The sequence below is a fragment of the Nocardia sp. NPDC052566 genome (assembly GCF_044547285.1).
Classification (GTDB): Bacteria; Actinomycetota; Actinomycetes; order Mycobacteriales; family Mycobacteriaceae; genus Nocardia.
The window spans coordinates 869,472-887,414 of sequence record NZ_JBIUAF010000003.1; the positions used below are offsets into that span (position 1 = coordinate 869,472).

Genomic DNA, 17,943 nt, shown 5'->3' on the forward strand with positions numbered 1-17,943 from the left:
ATGTCCACCTGGATTACCGCGATGTGGGAATGGATTCCCACACCGATCCTCGAGATGCTCAATTTCGGCATGCACTACCCCGAAGGCGACGAGGGCGCCGTCTTCGATTGGGGCGATGCCGTCATCGAGCTCGCCAAGGAGGTGGCGCTGCTCGAGCCCGAGATGCAGGCGGCGGTCGCGCTCTACCAGAAGTACTACCCGAAGGGCGCGGGCGCAGTAGAGGGCCAGGAGGCGATCGAGAAGCTCATCTCGGGGAAGACCTCGATCGCGGAGATCGCCGCGGCACTGCATGACGCAGGCGGCGCGATCCGCGGCGGCGGCACCGCGATTCAGGCGGAGAAGATGCTGGAGGCCGTCTTCGCGGGCATGATGGCCCGATCCATCATCATGCTGATTTGGCAGTGGCCGTGGGGGACGGCGATGGCCGCGGCGCTGGGATTGATCGGTCGCGAGGGATTGGCGATCGCGGCGCGGCGCTTCGCCGAGCGCATGGCCGAGATGGCGGCGGTGAAGGGCCTGCGGACCGCGATCACGCCGTTGGTCGAGCCGATCGTCGTTCCCATCGTCTCGAAGGCGTTGGACAAGTGGGCCGAGAAGTCCCTTGTTCGTACGGTTGTTCGGGCCACCGCCACCGGAGCACTGCACGGCGCGCTGATCGAGGGTGGCATCGAAGGCCTCCAGATCGCCGCCGGTTACAACGATGAAGGCTTCAACCTCAAGAAGATCGGTGAGAACGCCCTGTTCTGGGGTGCCGGTGGCGCCTTCGGTGGTGCCGCCGGATTCGGCGTGGCCAAGGGGTTGGGCAAGTACGCGGAGGGCGTGGCGAAGCGCGCTCCGGAGACGGTGAACGCGGCGACTCGAGCGCTGGTGGCGCCCACCACGCAGCGGGTGATCACGGCGATGGCAGGCGGCCTGGCCGGCGCGGGCGGCATGTACGGAACCACGGTGGCCTACCAGGCCGCCACCGGCCAGGAGATTTCGCCGTTCACCGGTCAGATGATCGCGGCCGGTTTGGGCATGGGCGTCGCCCAGGGCCTGCGGCGGCCCACCTGGCACGGTGGCAGCGAGGTGGTGTTGCGCGGCGGGGGCGGGGGCGACGGCCACGCGCCATGGAAGCCGATGGAACAGGCCGTACGGGCCGAGACCAAGGACATCGGCCGGAAGCTGATGCGGGACAGTCACCCGGACCAGGTGATGGATCCGGCAGAGAAGCAGCGATACGAGGACACCTACAAGCGCGCGTCGGAACTTGCCTCGGACCACGCTGTCTATAAAGCAGGCACCAGCGATCCGATGACCCACTTCGAGCGGGTGGCCGAGATGCGGGCCCTGCGGGAGAGTTTCGACGCCGGACCGACGCCTGCCCCGGCCGGGGCATCGGGCGCGGAGTCCGGCGGACATGCCGCCGCATCGGCTCCCAGCGGCGGATCTGCCCCGGGCACGCCCGCTGGTGGCGCGTCGGCTGGAGGTGCGTCCGGAGGTGCTCCGGCTGGAGGTGTGCCAGCAGGTGGTGCGTCGGCGGGCGCGGGCGCGGCACCCGCCGGTGGCGGACCGCGTTCACCCATCGTTGTGCCACCTTCCGGTGAAAGCGCAAGTAAGCCAACGGGTTCCAGTGGAGGCTCGGCGCAGGCCGGTGCGGACCCGGCGAAGCGGGCCGGCGCCGCCGATGGCGACTCGGCTCAGCCAGGGGGCATCCAAGCAGAACATCGCGACGGCGCTGATGCTGGTGGCGAGGCGAGCGTGTTGCCGTCCGGGCGCGGGCCGATTGCGATGGACCCGCCTGTTCCGCCGACTCCGGTCGATTCCGGGGCGGAGGCGAGTGTGCTGCCATCCGGACGTGGTCCGATTGCGATGGACCCGCCTGCTCCGTCGACTCCGGTCGATTCCGGTGGCGAGGCTGGTGTGTTGCCGTCCGGGCGTGGGCCGATCGCGATGGACCCGCCGAGTTCGCCTGGTGCCGCACCTGAGTCGCCGACCGCGCCCGCGACGCGTGAGCCGATCGTGATGGGTCCGCCCGCTCCGGCCGCTTCCGGCGGTGAGGCGAGTGTGTTGCCGCCTGGACGTGGGCCGATCGTGATGGACCCGCCGAGTTCGCCTGCCACCGGCGCTCAGTCGCCGACCGCGCAGCCGACGAGCGGTCCGAATGCCGCGGACCGGACCGGTACGCCTGGTGCCGGGCCCGAGTCGCCCGCCGTGCCGCCGAAGCGTGAGCCGATCGTGCTCGATCCGCCCGCTCCGGCCAATGGTGGAGCCGAGGCAGAGGTGTTGCCGCCGGGGCGTGGACCAATTGTGCTGGATCCCCCCACACCCGCGCCGCCCGCTCCCGTTGCTCCGGCGCCGCCTGCTCCGGCGCCGCCTGCTCCGGCGCCGCCTGCTCCGGCGCCGCAGGCCCCGGTGGCCCCTGCGCCTACGACGCCTGCCCCGGTGGCGCCCGCCCCCGGTTCTGTCACGCCCGCACCGGGTTCCGCCACGCCCGCACCAGGTTCCGTCACACCAACGCCCGCTCCCGTGGTGCCCGCGCCCGGTTCCACCGCTCCCGCACCGGGTTCCGCGGTACCCGCGCCTGGTGCCAGCACCCCCGCGCCTGGGGCGGCCACGCCCGCACCGGGTTCCGCGACGCCCGCGCTCACTGGCACCCCGCAAAACCCCACTGCGACAACTACTCCCAATGCCGGACCGGAGGCGGGCAGCGACGCGAAGGGCCCACGCGCCAACGCCGGTCGACCGCCGGAGGGACGCGGCGTCGACGGCTCGGCCTCGCGGCCCGAACGCCGTGACGCGCCGCCGTCCGCTCCCGCCCCGTCGTCCCAGGACGCGTTCGCTGACGCATTCGACCTGCCGCGCGGCCGTGCCTCGGCCGACGCGCCCTTCTCGCCGTCCGCCCCCGCGTCGAACAGGTTCGATCCGGGCCGGGTCTACGCCGATGATCCCGCGGGAAACGGTGCGGGGCATGCCAATCGCAATGCGGGCAGCACTCCCGCGTCGCGCGCGGGCGAAGCGCAGGAACCGACCGGCGCCCTCGCCCGCCCCGACGGGCCGGTGACCGCGGCAGGCCCGCAACGCGATTACGCACGCGCGCTCGACGCGGAGCTCGGGCTCGGTGGCAGGCTCGCCGAGTCCCCTGACCCGATGCGCCAGCTGGCGGAGCAGGGCGAGGCGGCCTTCCGCGCGGACCCGCGTGCCGCCGGAGAGCGGGTCGGCGCACCGCTGCCGGAGCGGAACCGCTCCGGCGCCGGACGGATCGAGTCGGTCGAGGAAACCCGGAATCGACTGGCCGCCGAGCTGGGCGTGCCCGCCGAGCGGCTCACCGAAGCGGAACTGCCGAAGACCATCGAGGAGCAGCGGCAGCGCACCCTGGATCGCGCCGCGCTGGTCGAGGCGTTCGACGCCGCGGCGAATCGCCATGCGCGGGAAACCGATCCGGTCGCTCGCCTGATCTATGCGTCGGAGCGGGACGCGCTCGCCGAGATCCTCGGTGTGCCGAAGGAGCGGCTGGCGAATCAGCCGATCGAGGATGTGGTGAACCAGCTGCGCCTCGGCACGCTCGATCGCGCCACCGCCGTTTCCGATCTGGGACATGCGACACAGGCCAGCAGGCCGGAGCCGACCGGTTCGAGCGCGGGCGAGGTGCATCAGATCGTCGTCGAGGTCGACGGAAACCGATTGCCGATGCGCCTGACGGTCGACCCGCAGGGCCGTCCGCTGCTCGTCCCGGCCGAACGCCTGCCCGCGGTCGCCGCACCGAGCCCGACCGCCGCGCCCGCTCCGGTCGCGAAACCGGGCTGGTGGAAGCGGCTGCTGGAGAAGCAACCGCTGCATCGCTGGAGCATCCAGTACCCGCTCGGTTCCGGATTCAACGCCGAGCTGCACAACTCGTTGCTGCACAACCTGCCTGAGCTGGGCCAGCAGCACGAGCCGACCGCCATCGATACGCAGCCGCATGTCAGCGCGCCCCCGGCAGGGGAAATCGAGATTCCGGACCCGTTCTTCACCTCTTTGCAGGCGCTCAAACTGTTCAGGGGCCGCCAGTCCTTCTACAAGATGGTGCTGGGCACCTGGGGTAAGAACCTGGTGACCTCGCCTCGGCCCGTGCGCGCCGATGGCACGCCGTATGTCGCGGAGGTCGACGAGGTCTCGCCCCAGCGGTGGAAGCAGTTGGAAGAGGCCGGATACCCAGGGCGCGAACAGCAGTCGGCGCAACCGGTGGCGACCGTCGAGCCCGTCGGCACGCCCGTCGCCGAGGTCCGCGATCCCCAGCCGGAGCACGGACGCACCGAGCTGGATCGAGCGGCCGAGGGGGCCTCGCCGCATGAGCCGCCCGCGCCGGTGCGTGACCAACTCTTCGAGCTGCGCGACAAATTCGAGGATGCGGCGCAGCGGTGGGGCGAGCACGCCGACGCGGCGGTCGCCATCGCCGAGCAGAACAACGTCGCGCTGCCCGATCTGAGCGAGCGCGCGATGGACCGTGCCGCCGCAGGCATGCGGTACCGCGATCTGCGCGACGAAGCGTCGCTGACCACCCTGCAGGAGGACGCGAACCGCTACAACGGCGAGGACGAGCGGGTCGGCTTCATCGAGCCGCGGCGCAGCCATGTCAATCCGAGCCCGAACGAGTCGTACGCCCAGGAGATGCACCAGAAGCTCGGTTTCGACCCCGAGCAGCTGAACAGCGAACGTGTCGTCAACGTCAACAACAACCCGAATCCCGCGCGCCGGGCCTGGGACAGCGATCCGGCGATGTACGACAAGGTGCTCTACCGTGAACGCACCCGGCTCGCGGTCGCGCGATCGGCGCGGGACTACGGCCTGGACCCGGAGCAACTGAACCCGAGGACCCTACCGGACACGATGCACGGGCTGGCCGGGAAGGGGCGCGAACTCGACCGCGCCGCAACCGATTTCGAAGGACATGTGCGCGGCATGCGCGAGGCGGGCCGTGAGCTCGAGTCGATCGCCGAGCGGATGTCGGAGCAGGCGGGGGCCGAATGGCTTCGGCTGGAGGGCGGTAAACCGCTCGAGGGCGCACCGAAGATCGGGTTGATCCGCGAGGGCGACCGGCTGCGCGTGGTGGTGCTCGACGGCGGGTCCGCGCACGAGCGGATCCTGGCCGACGCGTTGGCCGACCCGCGCAACGCACGGCTGGCCGAGGCCCTGTCCTCGGGGCGGGCCGATCTCGAATTCCGCAGGCCCTACTTCGCACCGGACGCGGTGTTCAGCAAGTCGTCGGCCGAGCACGGACAGGTCTATGCCGAACCGGCGGGAACGCCGCAGGTGCGTCAGGTCACCGGGGAGGCGGCGGGCAGGCCGGTCGCGGTCACGCTCGTTCGCGATGGCGAGGCCACACCGTGGCACGCCGTGCCGGACAACCTCCCCGCGCCCGCGCGCGAACCCGCGCCACGACCGTCGCTCGAGGAGCTCGCCGACCGATTGAAGGTGCGGTTGGACGATCTCGGAACTGATCCGAATCGCTTGGCCGAGAACACCTCTCGATTGCGAAACGAGAACGCGTTGCGTGCGCTGCGTCTCGAACTCGAGGCGGACCGGTTGCGCGCGGAGAACGATATCGAGCTCTTCGAGAACATCCACAAGCTCGGTGTCGACGTCGACGCGCTGCGCGAGAATCCGGAGCAGGTCATCGCGGACCTGAAGAAGCAGCAGCCGGGTAAGTCGAAGGTCATCGACGCGCTGGCCACCTCGGTCCGCGAGCGCGGAACGCTGGAGGATCTGCATTCGGGCTGGGACCCGCGGGTCGTCGAGGACTACGGTCTGCCGCTGCCCGCCCACGACGCGGTCAACCGGGTGCTCGAACTCGTCGGTGACCCAGCGCAATTCCATGATGCGGTGCGGGCCATGCGCGAGGCGGCCGCCGGTACGGTCGCACCGCTGGATCAGGACTGGTTGCGGTTGGTCGGTGGCGACCCGGTCAGCCCGCCTGTTGGACGGACGCCGGAGCAGGTCGCCAAGGATGCCGCGGCAGCCGCGAAGGCGCTGCGCGCGAACACGCTCTTCGAAAAGCTCAACACCCCGGCCAAACTCGATGCGGTAGTCGGGAAGTTGCGGGCCGAGGTGCAGCAGCGGGCCGCGGACATCACGGCCTTCGAAGAGCAGTGGCACGAGCGCAATTCCGCGCAGGGCGAGCCCGCGACTCAGCCGGAGGCCGCGACTCAGCCTGAGCCCGGGACGCAGCAAGAGCCCGGGGCACAGTCGGAGCCTGGGATGCAGCCCGAAACCGGGACGCAGCCGGAGAACCGCGCCGAGCAGCCCCGTGCGGGAGTGCCCGAGCAGCCTGCAGCGCGGACGCTGCCTGAACTGGCGGAGGAGGCGCGCGCGGCCGGGCTCGAACGGCTGAACGAGGCACGCCAAGAGGCCGACGCCGCGCGTGCGGCAGTGGTCGACGCGGCACGGAAACTGCCGGTCAACGTGGACGAGTTCGTTCCGCGGAGCGGCCCGCGTTCCCCGGAGCAGGTCCGGGCACTCGAGGAGGCGCTCGCCGATCTCGGTGGCCGCGGGAAACCGCTCGCGGAACAGCAGAATTGGAGCGACCGGGTCACCGCGCTCGAGGACGCGGGCCAGCACTTGCAGCGCGCCGAGGCCGAGCAGGCCAGGCTGGAGGCGGCGCTCAACGAGCCCGCGCCGCAACAGACCTCGAATGCGGCGCCGCAGCGGCCTGTTCGCGCGCCGTCCGATGCCGCCCGGCCGGCACCGGGTACGCCGGACAGCTTCGCCGACGCGCTCGATCTGCCGCGCGGTCGTCGCTCCGCGGATGCGCCGTTCTCGCCGTTCGCACCGGCGCAGGGCGGATTCGATCCCGGCCGGGTGTATGCCCACGATCCGTCGGGTGACGGTGCGGGTCATGCGAACAACCGGCCAGCGCGCGGTCCGGAGGCGGGCAACGGCGAATCATCCTCTACCCCAGCGCAATCCGAGCGTGCGGGGGAGGTCGCGCCGATCGCCGAGACCGAACGCGCACCCGAAAAGGCGGCTGCCTCCGAAGCGACCGCGCAGCCCGAGCGAAACGGTGCGGCGGCACTCGAACCAGCCACCGAGCCGGGGAACGTGAACCGCGGCAACGAGCCGTCGACGGGACCGGAGCGCGACTACGCCTGGGCGCTCGACGACGAGCTCGGTCTCGGCGGCAAGCTCGGTGCATCGCGAGATCCGTTGCGTGAGTTGGCCGAACAGGGCGAGGCCGCATTCCAGGCCGATCCGAGGGCATTCGGCGATCGGATCGCTCCGAAGCTGCCCGAAAGCGTTCGTCCCGATGCCGAACCGCGGCTCGAGTCGGTCGAGTCGACCAGGGACCGGCTCGCCGGAGACCTGGAGGTCCCGGCCGGACGGCTCACCGAAGAGCAGCTGCCGAAAACCGTTGCCGAACAGCGGGAGCGCGCCCTGGATCGCGCGCGGGCCGTCGAGGCCTTCCGTGTCGCGGCCGAACGGCATGCCGATGCCAGGAATGCGCGCGAGCGGCTTTACTACGCGCCCGATCGGAACGCGCTCGCCGAGATCCTCGGTGTGCCGCAGGCGGAGCTGGCGCAGCGGCCGGTCGACGAGATCGTCACCCAGTTGCGTCGCGGCGCCCTGGATCGAGCCGTCGCTGTCTCCGATCTCGCCCATACGGTGCAGGCGGCGCGGCCGCAATCGGCGCAGGCGGGTGCGGCGGGGCACGTGGTGATGGTCGAGGTGGGCGGCGAGCGGCTGCCGGTGCGTTTCGTGCCCGATGCCGACGGCGTGCTGCGCCCGGCGCCCGCTGAGCGGCTACCGGCGCCGGCTGTCGTCGAGCCACAACCGGCCAAACAGCCGAAGCCGCCGGCCAAGTACAAGTGGGCGAGCATTCAATACCCGCTCGGCTCCAGCTTCAACTCACTCACCCACAACCTGTTGGCGCACAACGCACGTGAGATGCTCGGGCAGCACGTCGTGGACGATCCCGGTCTGCCGCTCGGCGCGCCGAACAAGGAATGGGATCTGCCCGACCCGTTCTTCACGCTGCTGCAGAGCAGCAAGCTGCTCGACGGCACCCCGTTCATGCGCAACACGTTGAAAAGTGCGTGGGGAGAGCATGTCACGACGCTGCCGGGCGTTCGCGCGTCCGATGGCACCTGGCACATCCCGGAATTCGACGAGGCGCCCCGCTCGGTGGTGCAGGCGCTGCAGCGGGAGTGGGAGCGGCTCGGACTCGACCACAAATTCGGTGAGGCCGCGACTCGCGGCGAACCCGCCGGTGCGCATGCGGCGCCCGAACTCGAACGCCCCGAGAACACCCATCCCGAGCTAGAGCCGGTGCGTACCGAACCGGAGAGCGCCGGAGCCGAGGCGCGTCCGCACGAGCCGTCCGAGGCCGCGCGTGTCGAGCTGTTCGAGCAGAAGGGCCTGTTCGACGACGCCGCACGCCGGTGGGCGGAGCAGGCGCGCGGCCTTGCCGATGCCGCGGCGGGGCACAACGTCGCGCTGCCTGATCTGAGCGTGCGGTCGGTGAACCGCGCGGAGATGCGGTTCACGTACCTCACCCTGCGCGACGAGGCGGGCCAGTTCACGTTCAAAGAGGCGGCGGATCGATACAACGCCGAGAACGCGCGGCTCGGCATCAACGAATGGCGCCGCGACGTCGTCAATCCGAACCCGTACGAGCACCTGGCCAAGGAGATGCACCAGCAGCTCGGCAAGGATCCCGAGCGGCTGGATTCCGAGCGCGTCGTGCACATGCAGAACAACCCCAATCCGCTTGCCCGATGGTGGAATCAAGCGGGGGAGATCTACGACACCGCGCTGATTCGTGAGCGGACCAGGTACGCACTCAATACCGCCGGGCAGTTCTACGGGCTCGACCGAGTGCAGGCACGGCCGGAGAACCTGGGTGGCACGCTCGGCGAGCTTGCCGGTCGAGGCCGCGAACTCGCCGATGCGGCAACGGATTTCGGCAATCGGGCACGGCAGTTCCGTGCGGTGAACACCGAGCTGGAGCAGATCGCGGACCGCATGACCCGCCTGGCGGGCGAGGAGTGGTTCGGCGGCGAAGGCGCGACGCCACTCGAGGGCGCGCCGATGGTGGGGGTGGTCCGCACCGGCGACCAGGTCCGGGTTGTCGTGCTCGACGGTGGGCGCAATCATGAAGGGACGCTGGCGAAGGCGCTGGGCGACCGGCGCAATGCGCACGTGGCGGAACAGCTGAACTCCGGCGAGGCCGAGCTCGAATTCCGCAGGCCCTACTTCGCGCCCGAGGTCGACCAGGCGGGTCACCCTGCTGCCGACCGCGGCAAGGTGTACGCGGAGCCGGTCGCCACGCCGCAGGTCCACCATGTCACCGGCGAGGTGAACGGCCGCCCGGCCGATGTCACGCTGGTGCGCGACGGCGAAGGGACGCCGTGGCGATCGGTGGAGGTGGACGCGAACCCCGCCGCTGGACGTCCCGCGGCTCCGGCCGCGCCGCTGGAAGAGCTCGCGACGCGCTTGGGGCTCGACTTGACGAAGATCGGCGCCGACCCGGTTCGGCTCGCTGAAGCCGTCGAGCCACTGCGGACGGCGAATGCGCTGCGCCTGGTGCGGCTCGAACTCGAGCTCGACCGTGCGCGCCACGCCATCGATATCGATCTCTACCACTACCTGCACAACCTCGACGTCGATCTGGGCGCACTGCGGGCGGATCCGGACGCGACCATCGCGGCGTTGAAGAAGCAGTTCCCGGCGAACGCGCACCCAGGAAAGGCCAAGGACATCGGTGCGCTGGAAAAGCTGATCAAGGAACTGCCCGGCCTCGACCATCTCACCGAGCAGTGGGATCCGCGCATCACCGCCGACCATCAGCTGCCCGTTCCGCGCTACAACGCGATCCGCCGTCTCCTCGACGTGGTGGGTGACCCTGAGAAATTCCGTGCCGCGGTGCACGCGCTGCGCGAGGCGAACGAGGGTGTTGTCGCGCCGCACGACCGCGACTGGTTGCGGATCGTCGGGGGTGAGCCCGTCGAAAAGCCCGCGGCATCGACCCCGGAAAAGGCCGCCGCGGACCGCAATGAGCAGGCGGGAAAGCTGCGGGCCGGAACACTTTTCGATCAGCTGACCTCCAGGGCGGCCCTGCTCCCGGTAGCGAAGCAGCTGCGCGAAGAGGTGTATCGCGGCGCCGCCGATCTCGACGCGTTCGAACAGCTGTGGCATGAACGCAACGGTGATGCGGTGCGCGCGGCCGAGGTTCGTGCCGCGGAGCAGCGGGCCATCGATGCCGCCGCAGCGGAAGTTCGTGCGGCCCAGCAGCGCTCGGCCGAGCTGGAACGATTGGCCGAGCAGCGGGCAGCGGCGCTCGAGCGGTTGGCCGATGCGCGTGAGCAGGCCGCCGCGGCTCGCGAGGCGCTCGATACCGCGCGCCGTGGCCTGCCGGTCAATGCCGACGAACTCGGTCCGCAGCGGCGGCCCGGTGATCCGGAAGATGTCCGGACGCTGGACGAAACGCTCGACTACCTGCGCAGCCGCACCAAACTCGTCGGGGAACAACAGGATTGGCATCGGCGCATCGACGCGCTCGAGGCGGCGGCCAGGGATGTGCACGAGGCCGAGGCCGGAGAGGCAGCGGCGGAGCGGGCCAGGGAGCGGGCCGAGGAAGCGCTGAACCATCCCGACGAGGGGCCGGAGGAACCGGGTGCGGGGGCGGCAGCGCCCCCGCAGGGCCCGCCGTCCAAGCCGCCGGCGCCGCACGCGGCCGGTGAGCCTGCCGAACCGGGCAGGTCCGGCGAACGCGTGGTCGTCGACGTCGAGGTGAACGGCGAGCAGCAGGTGCCGGTCGATCTCGTACGCGGTGCCGACGGCAACTGGCGTGTGCAGGAGCATGTGCCGGTCGCGGTGGAAGCCGTTGCGCCGAAGGCTGTTCCGGCTGCGACACCAGCCGCCGTGCCCGCGGTCGCCGAGAAGCCGACCAAGCTGCCGCGGTGGCTGCGCGACATGATCGGCAGGCACAAGGTGAATCCGGTGCATCCGCCGTCGGAGATGGTGCCGTCCGGGCAGGCGTGGCTCAGCGCGTCGATCGCCGAGATCACCGGTGTCGACGCGCTCGGGTTCGAGCACATGTACACACCGGATTCCAAGGCGCACAAGGCAAGTCCGCTGATCACGATCCGCGAGATCGTGACGCTGTGGAAGGCGCGCCAGCAGCTGGTCGACACCATCCTGCGCAGATTCCATATCGGCGGCGAGCCGATGCCGGTGAATCAGGCGGGCGAGGAATACGCCTACTGGCGCACCGACGCACGCGATCCGGCCGCACTGCAAGAACTGGCCGACCTCGGACTGACCGACCGCTTCGATCCGGCGGGCGAGCCCGTCGCGCGTCCGGCCCCCGCGGGTGAGCGGCCCGGCGCCGAACGCAATGCCGGTCTCGACGCGTGGGGCGACGATCTCGTCGCCCCGGCGCGAGCGCGCCACGACGCGGGCACGGCCCTCTACAAGATGGCCGACGAAAACAATGTGCCGCTGCGGGATCTGAGCCCCGAGTCGGTGCGCGAGGCCACCGAGCAGTTCAAGCACCTGGCGGTGCGGCAAGCGGTCATGGCGGAGGACCTGGGGGCAGCGCAGCTCAGGCTTGCCGCCGAGCACAATCGGATGGCGTACAGCGAGCCGGAGAACCTGCTCGCGCCGGACCCGCTGGCGCGCACCGAGATGGAGGTCGCGCGCCAGCACGCCGCGAATCTGGGCAAGGTCAAGGACCCCATCGTGCTGCGGCAGGACGGCGTCAACAACCGGAGCCAGCCGGGCACCCGGTGGTACGACCTCGGCCACCAGGACCATCCGACGGCACGCAAGAACTTCGAAAACAATGTGCGCCGTTACGAACTGGTGAAGGAGCCTGCCAACGCCGCCGAGGTGCTCGGCGTCGACGCGTCCGATCCGGCATCGATCGATCTCGATACCGTCCGCGCCAAGGCGCGGGAAATGGCCGAGACCGCGGAGGCGTTCGAGCGCAAGGCTGCCGAATATCGCGACGCCGACGAGGAATTCGGCGTCGTCGCCGAGGTGAAGGCCGAGGACGCTGCCGCTGCCTGGATCGAGGCCGAGGGCGGCGCGGTGCTCGATCAGCGGACGCCGGGCGTTGGCGTGTTCGGCGAGAATCCGATGCGGCTGGTGGTCATCGACAACGGTGGCAAGCATGCGCGGCGGCTCGCCGACTTCCTGGCGCGCAATGACGATGTGGCACAGGCATTGGCGCGCGGCGAGGTCGACGGCGTCGTCGAGCGCAAGATGGTGTATGCCGACGAAACGGGCGTGCACGTAGCCGATCTCGATCCGATCCAGGTTCGGCACACCACGAAAGAGGTTCACGGCGAGCCGGTGCCGGTGACCGTGGTGCGCGAGGGCGAGGGGCCATGGCGCCCGGTCACGGACCCGGTGCCATCGGATGTCGCTGTGCCGGAACCTGGTACGCCCGCGACCCCGCTCGGTGAGCTGTCGCGCCCCCAAATCGAGGCCGCCATCGATCATCTGGCGGGGCGGCTCGGCGTCGAGCGGGCCGATCTGGCGCCGGGCAAACTCGGCCCGACGACCGAGCGGCTGTGGGTCGAGCGCGGCGCCGACGCGGCGAAGCTGGAAGCGCTGCACGACCATGCGCGGAATCTGCTCGATATCGACAAGTTCCACGCCTTCCACGCGCTGAACGACGTCCGTACCGAACTGGCCGAGCGCGTCGGCGTCGAGCCGAAGGATTTGACGCCGGAGCGGGTGGCGGGCGCCATCACCGATCGCGCGCAGTCCGGCGGGAACCGGCTGCGGCAGATCGAGGGACTCACCGACTACGCCAACAAGCTGCGCGCCACCGACCCGAAGGCGGTCGACGCGGCACGAAAGCTGTTGGAGGAGCGGCTCGGTGTGCCGTCCGAGCCGGGGCGGGCGACGAGTGGCCTGACGCCGGAGAAGTACACCACCCAGCCCGAGACCAAGAAGCTGAAATACGTCGCCGACGAATCCAAGATCGATCCGAAGAAGCTCGACAAGGCGCTCGTCAAGCGGATGCGCACCGCGGGCGATCCCGCGCAGGTCGTCGAGGCGCTCACCGACTACGCCAGGGCAATCGGCGCTGTCGACCCTTTCACCAAGGGGTTGCAACCGGATCCCGCTGCCGCGCTGAGCGATCCGCGCGTCGTCGAGGGACCGCTGCCCGCCCAGGATCCCACCGGCGTCGCCTTCGTGCGCGAGGTCGTCGGCGATCGGATCGATGATTTCCTCACGGCTGTCGCAGGCCGTGGCGACACCGTCGAGGTCACCGAGATCCCGGAGCCGTCGGAGCTTTGGCAGCGGTTCGCCGGTACTGAACTCGCGCCCGAGAAGATCGACACCGATTCGAAGGCCGCCAAGGCGTACCAGGCCGCATTCGGAAAGGTGAAGGCGGGCAAGCTCGAACAGCTCGGCATCCGCACTCCCGCCGAACTCGAGGCGATCGTCAGGCAGTACCGCGAGGAGATCCGCCAGCGCGCCGCCGAAGCCGCCGTACTCGAGCAACTGGCCGACCACTACAACCGCACCTACGCCGAACCGGCGGAACCTGGCACTACGCCACGCCAACTGCCGGAACCAGCTTGGTCACTGGAGGAGGCTCCCGCCCGTCAACTGCCCGTACCTGAGCGCCGAGCAGGCTTGGCGCCCGGGCAAACCGCAACACGGCCGGATCCTGTTGCGCCTGAGCAGAGCCCGGCCGCGCGACCGGATCCCGCAGGCACACAGCGAACCGGAAATGACTCCGCCGCACGGCGAGCGGCCGGCTTCCAGGGCCCGTCCGTGGATCCTGCGGCGGCCCTGGACATGTCCCCGAGGCGGTCACGCGACTTCGGTGACCCGTCGGTCGGCCGTTTGGCCGGACGCAGGCCCGACATGGGCGCGCTGTATGCCCACGACTCCAACCTCGACGGTTCGGCACATGCGGACGGATCGCGCGGCCGCGGCGCGCAGGAGAGCACGCCGCGAACCTCGGGGCCAGCACCCGACCAGGAGCATGCGAGCGAAGCCGCGGCACCGGACCACGGTTCCGGCGCTGTCGATCCTGCTGTGCCGGCAGACCAGGCCGCCCGGGATCAGCCCGTGCCGAGCCGGGCGAAGTACGAGGTAGCGCCGCCGAATGATCCGGCCATGTTCCGGCCGGGTTCGGCGCGAATCGAATACACCCGTCTCACGGGGCGGGATGGAGCGTTCTACGCTCCGAACGGTCGGCCGTACCGCAGTGCCGATCCGTCGGTCGGCGACCTCATCCTGTTCGGTGCCGAGCCCGGTGATATTCGGGTGACGCCCGTCAGCAGTAAGACCGAGCACAAGGACCTGCTGCAGACCTACCGGAACACGGCACAGGGGCCATCGGCATTCGGGGTTGCCGTCTTGGACGCCAACGGCCGTCCCGAGTGGATGAGCACCGGCGCCGCGCCGTTCTCGGCCGCGGCGAGCAGTCCGAAATACCACGCTCAGCTACTCGCCGAGGCAGACAGGCTCGGAGTGGATTCGGAGACAACAAGGTTCGTGTATCCGTCCCAGGGTGGGCTCTGGTTGCCCGAGACGCGCCTGCTCACCGTCGGTGACGTCATCAATCATGGTGGTGCGCCCATGAAGTGGATGCTGACCGGCGCGAGCAAGAACATGTGGGTGGAGGTCATCGGCGTCGAGTCCGCGCCGGGGCGCGTCGAGGTGTCGGCGACGATCAACCCGGTGCGCGGCGAGCCGGGCCGGTTCACCTGGGTGATCCAGCGCGAGAACGGAGCCATCACAACCTATTTCACGGGTATCGACCTCGGCGTGGAGCCGGTGCGGGTCGGCGCCGGATTGCGGGAACTGCGCACGATGGTGACGCCGTGGCTGGCGGATTCGAACGTCTCGTTCGTCGGCGCCACCGGTGAGCAGGCCGAGCTGACCTTGGGCACCGATCTGTCCCTGCCGGATTGGGAGCGCAGGCGCGATGCCGGGGTGGCCCGCGAATGGCTGGCTGACCAGCTGCATGGCTACGGCTGGCGTGACGGAGATCTGATCTACGACACGAAACTCAACCTCTCGGAGTACGTCGCCAACGCATTGGACGCCCCGACTCGCGGCCCGGTCCGTGCGCGGGTCTCCAGATTCGGCCCGCCCGGCGATCAAACGGTGCTGATCGAGGCGCTCGACACCGACAACTCTATTCCGGCTTCGGTCAAGGTCGAGGCGCTGGACGGTGAGCAGTGGGACACCTTGTCGCCGGCGGAACGGGACGCGAAAGTCGCTGAACTCACCGTGCGTGGCCGGGGTGGCCAGATCGTCGGAGATCAGTCCGACGCAACCGGTTTCGCCAAGCTGGCCGTCGGCAAGTCGAGATGGTTCGTCGTCCGTGAATCCGACGGTCTCGGTACCGAACCGGCACCGCCAGAGGATCCGCAGCCGGGTACGCCGGTGGACGAGGACGGCCAGGTCGATTTCGACGAGGACGCGCTCCTGGCCACGTTCGCCGACCCGTTCGATGAACTGCCGCCGCAGGAGAGCAGCGCGACGCCGGGCCCTGCCGAGGGGGAGCGACGCGCGGCGGAACCGGCTGTTCAACCGGATTCGGCGCGGCACTCGGAACTGGTGATTCGCGGATCTGAAGGGGGTCAGCGGACCGAGCTCGACGCGCTGAATGCGGCTGGCCGTGCTTGGGATTGGTTGACGGAACGGCTGCCGGATTGGCCGACCGAGAAGATCGACGATGCCGGGCTGGAGGTCGCCGATCGCGTCGCGGCGGCGATGGAGAACCACAACGGTGAGGTCCGTGTCGTCCTGGACGAGACGGGCACGCCAGGTGATCGGCAGTTGCGTGCGACGGTCGGTGACGCCGTCGTCGAGCTGAGCGAATCGAACCGGCCGCCACCATGGTTGGCCGAGGCGATCGCGCCGATCCGGCATGTGCCTGTGTATGTGCCGGGTGAGGTGGCCATCGCGGTCGATTCCAAGCGGCTCCCGCAGCTGGCCAAGGCGCTCGCACCGTTTCGTCCATTCGGTGCCACCCCCGAGGTGGCCGCGGAGAATGTCGAGGCGGGGCTCCGCCATGCGGCCCGCATCAATCGCGGTCGGCTGCACAACTTCCTGGATGGCGTCGAAGGCACGGTCGTACAGGTCCGAACCGGTGACAGCAGAGCGGAACTCACCGTCTACGCGTTCTGGGATCAGGACTTCCGCGATGGCATGCGCGCATTGGAACTGACCGGCCGAAATGATCGGACGGTTCCGCTCGGTGACCTCACCGACGCGATCGTCGCGGACCTCCGGCAACGGCGTGCCGACTGGGCCGCGGCAAATCCGCAACCCGCAGAGCCGGGCGCACAGCCACTTGCGTCTCCAGCCCGGCCGCTGGGACCGGGGCCGGTGGAACAGGTGAATGTGGCTGACGCACTGGATCTTCCTTCGGGACGCAAGGTTTCGGGCGAAACCCGTTCACCCTTCGCCACGCCACCAGGCGGATTCGACCCGGGCCGGGTGACCGCGTATGACGGTGAAAGCCATGGGGCCGCCGATGCCGCGCACGCGCGCGCACAACTCGATCGCGCGGTCGCGGATCTGAATGTAATCGCCAAGGATCTCGGTTTATCCGCGGCCGAGGTGCTTCCGGGCGCGCCGCGATTGGCTGAGCTACGCACCGAGCACGAGCAGGTCGGTGCGGCGCTGGCGAAATGGCTCAAAACCGAACAGTCGCAGGTGATGTCGCGGCTGCGCGAGGTGTACGCGGATACATCGCCGGACGCGGCGCGGCTGGCCGAGCTGGCCGACCGGTATCCAGATCTCGACGCGGTGGTCACCGCCGCCGCCGATGTCGCGGTGTGGCGCTCCTGGGAGCCCGACACGGTACCGGTGGCGTTGGGGCAGGACTCGGCGATCGGCAGGCTGCTGCCAGAGCTGCGCGCTGGAGAACTGGTCGATCGCGCACTGTCCGAGCCGCTTACGCCTGCGGAAGCGCACGCGCGCCGGGTGGACAACATCTGGTCTGTCGCCGAGTCGGTGCTGCCCGAAGTCGGATATGGCAACTTCGCGATCACGAAGGACGACCTCGGTCTACCGGTGTGGCACTCGGACGTGCTCGGGCGCATAGCGCAGACCGGCGACTACACCGCCGTCGTGCTCGGCGACGCCAAACTTGTGCGTGCGCTCGGCATCGACGCCCGACCGAATACCGCGCTGCCGAGCACCACCCGCGACGTCGCGCTGCGTCCGGAGGAGCTGGAGTGGCTGAGCCACTCGGCTCCTGGCGCAGGCTCGCCCGCCGTGCACCTGGATCAGCTGATTCGATCTGCCAAGGTCGCGGTCAACCAAGCGTTGGAGCCGTTCCTCATCCGGCAGATCCGCTTCGACAATCTGCAGGTAATCCCCGACATCGGCACGCGTACATTGCGCGTCCGGCTGTCCACCGGGATCCGCCTCGACGCGGGCCCACCGGTGACAGAACTGCGCGGCCGCTTCAGTTTTGACGCCGATCGACTCCTGACCACGGTCGTCGTATTGAAAGATCCAGGGGCGCAGGCACAACAGGCGGCTGCTGGCCGCCATGAGTCCGCGCCGGGACCGAGGCCCGATATCACCACGGCGGTAGATGGTCCCGAAAAGCGGCAAACCACACGCGGTCGAGTGCCAGGGTTGGGCACGGAATTCCGCTTCGGCCCGGACGGACAGAGCGCCGAGCCGGGTAAGCCGCACAAGCGGGGTGCGTCAGGGTCGGCCAGCGAAGAAGTCGTTCTCGATGCATTGAACAACCACCGCCCGATGCTGTTGCAGGCGTTGAAGAAATTGCCGGATGTGCAGGGTGCGCTGGCCCGAGATCTGCTGCTGAACGGTAGGACGATCGACGAGTTCGTCACCGCGGAGCGCGACAGCAAGTACTGGCGGACCGTGAAGTCGCGCGCGTATCGCACGATGGCGCAATTCCTTACCGGAGAGCGTGAAATCAGCGCGCCCGCCAGGATATTGCCGCCTACCGACAGCGAGGTCGTGATC

General features: G+C 69.7%; 1 protein-coding gene (cut by a window edge). It reads left to right on the forward strand.

What is annotated here, in order from left to right; all coding sequences use genetic code 11:
* Window positions 1-17,943 carry the 5' portion of a 4'-phosphopantetheinyl transferase superfamily protein gene (locus ACIG5A_RS17915; protein ID WP_397241308.1) on the forward strand. The gene runs 18,330 nt beyond the window's last position, so 17,943 of the gene's 36,273 nt are visible here — the first part of the coding sequence; the start codon lies at window positions 1-3; the stop codon falls past the right edge of the window.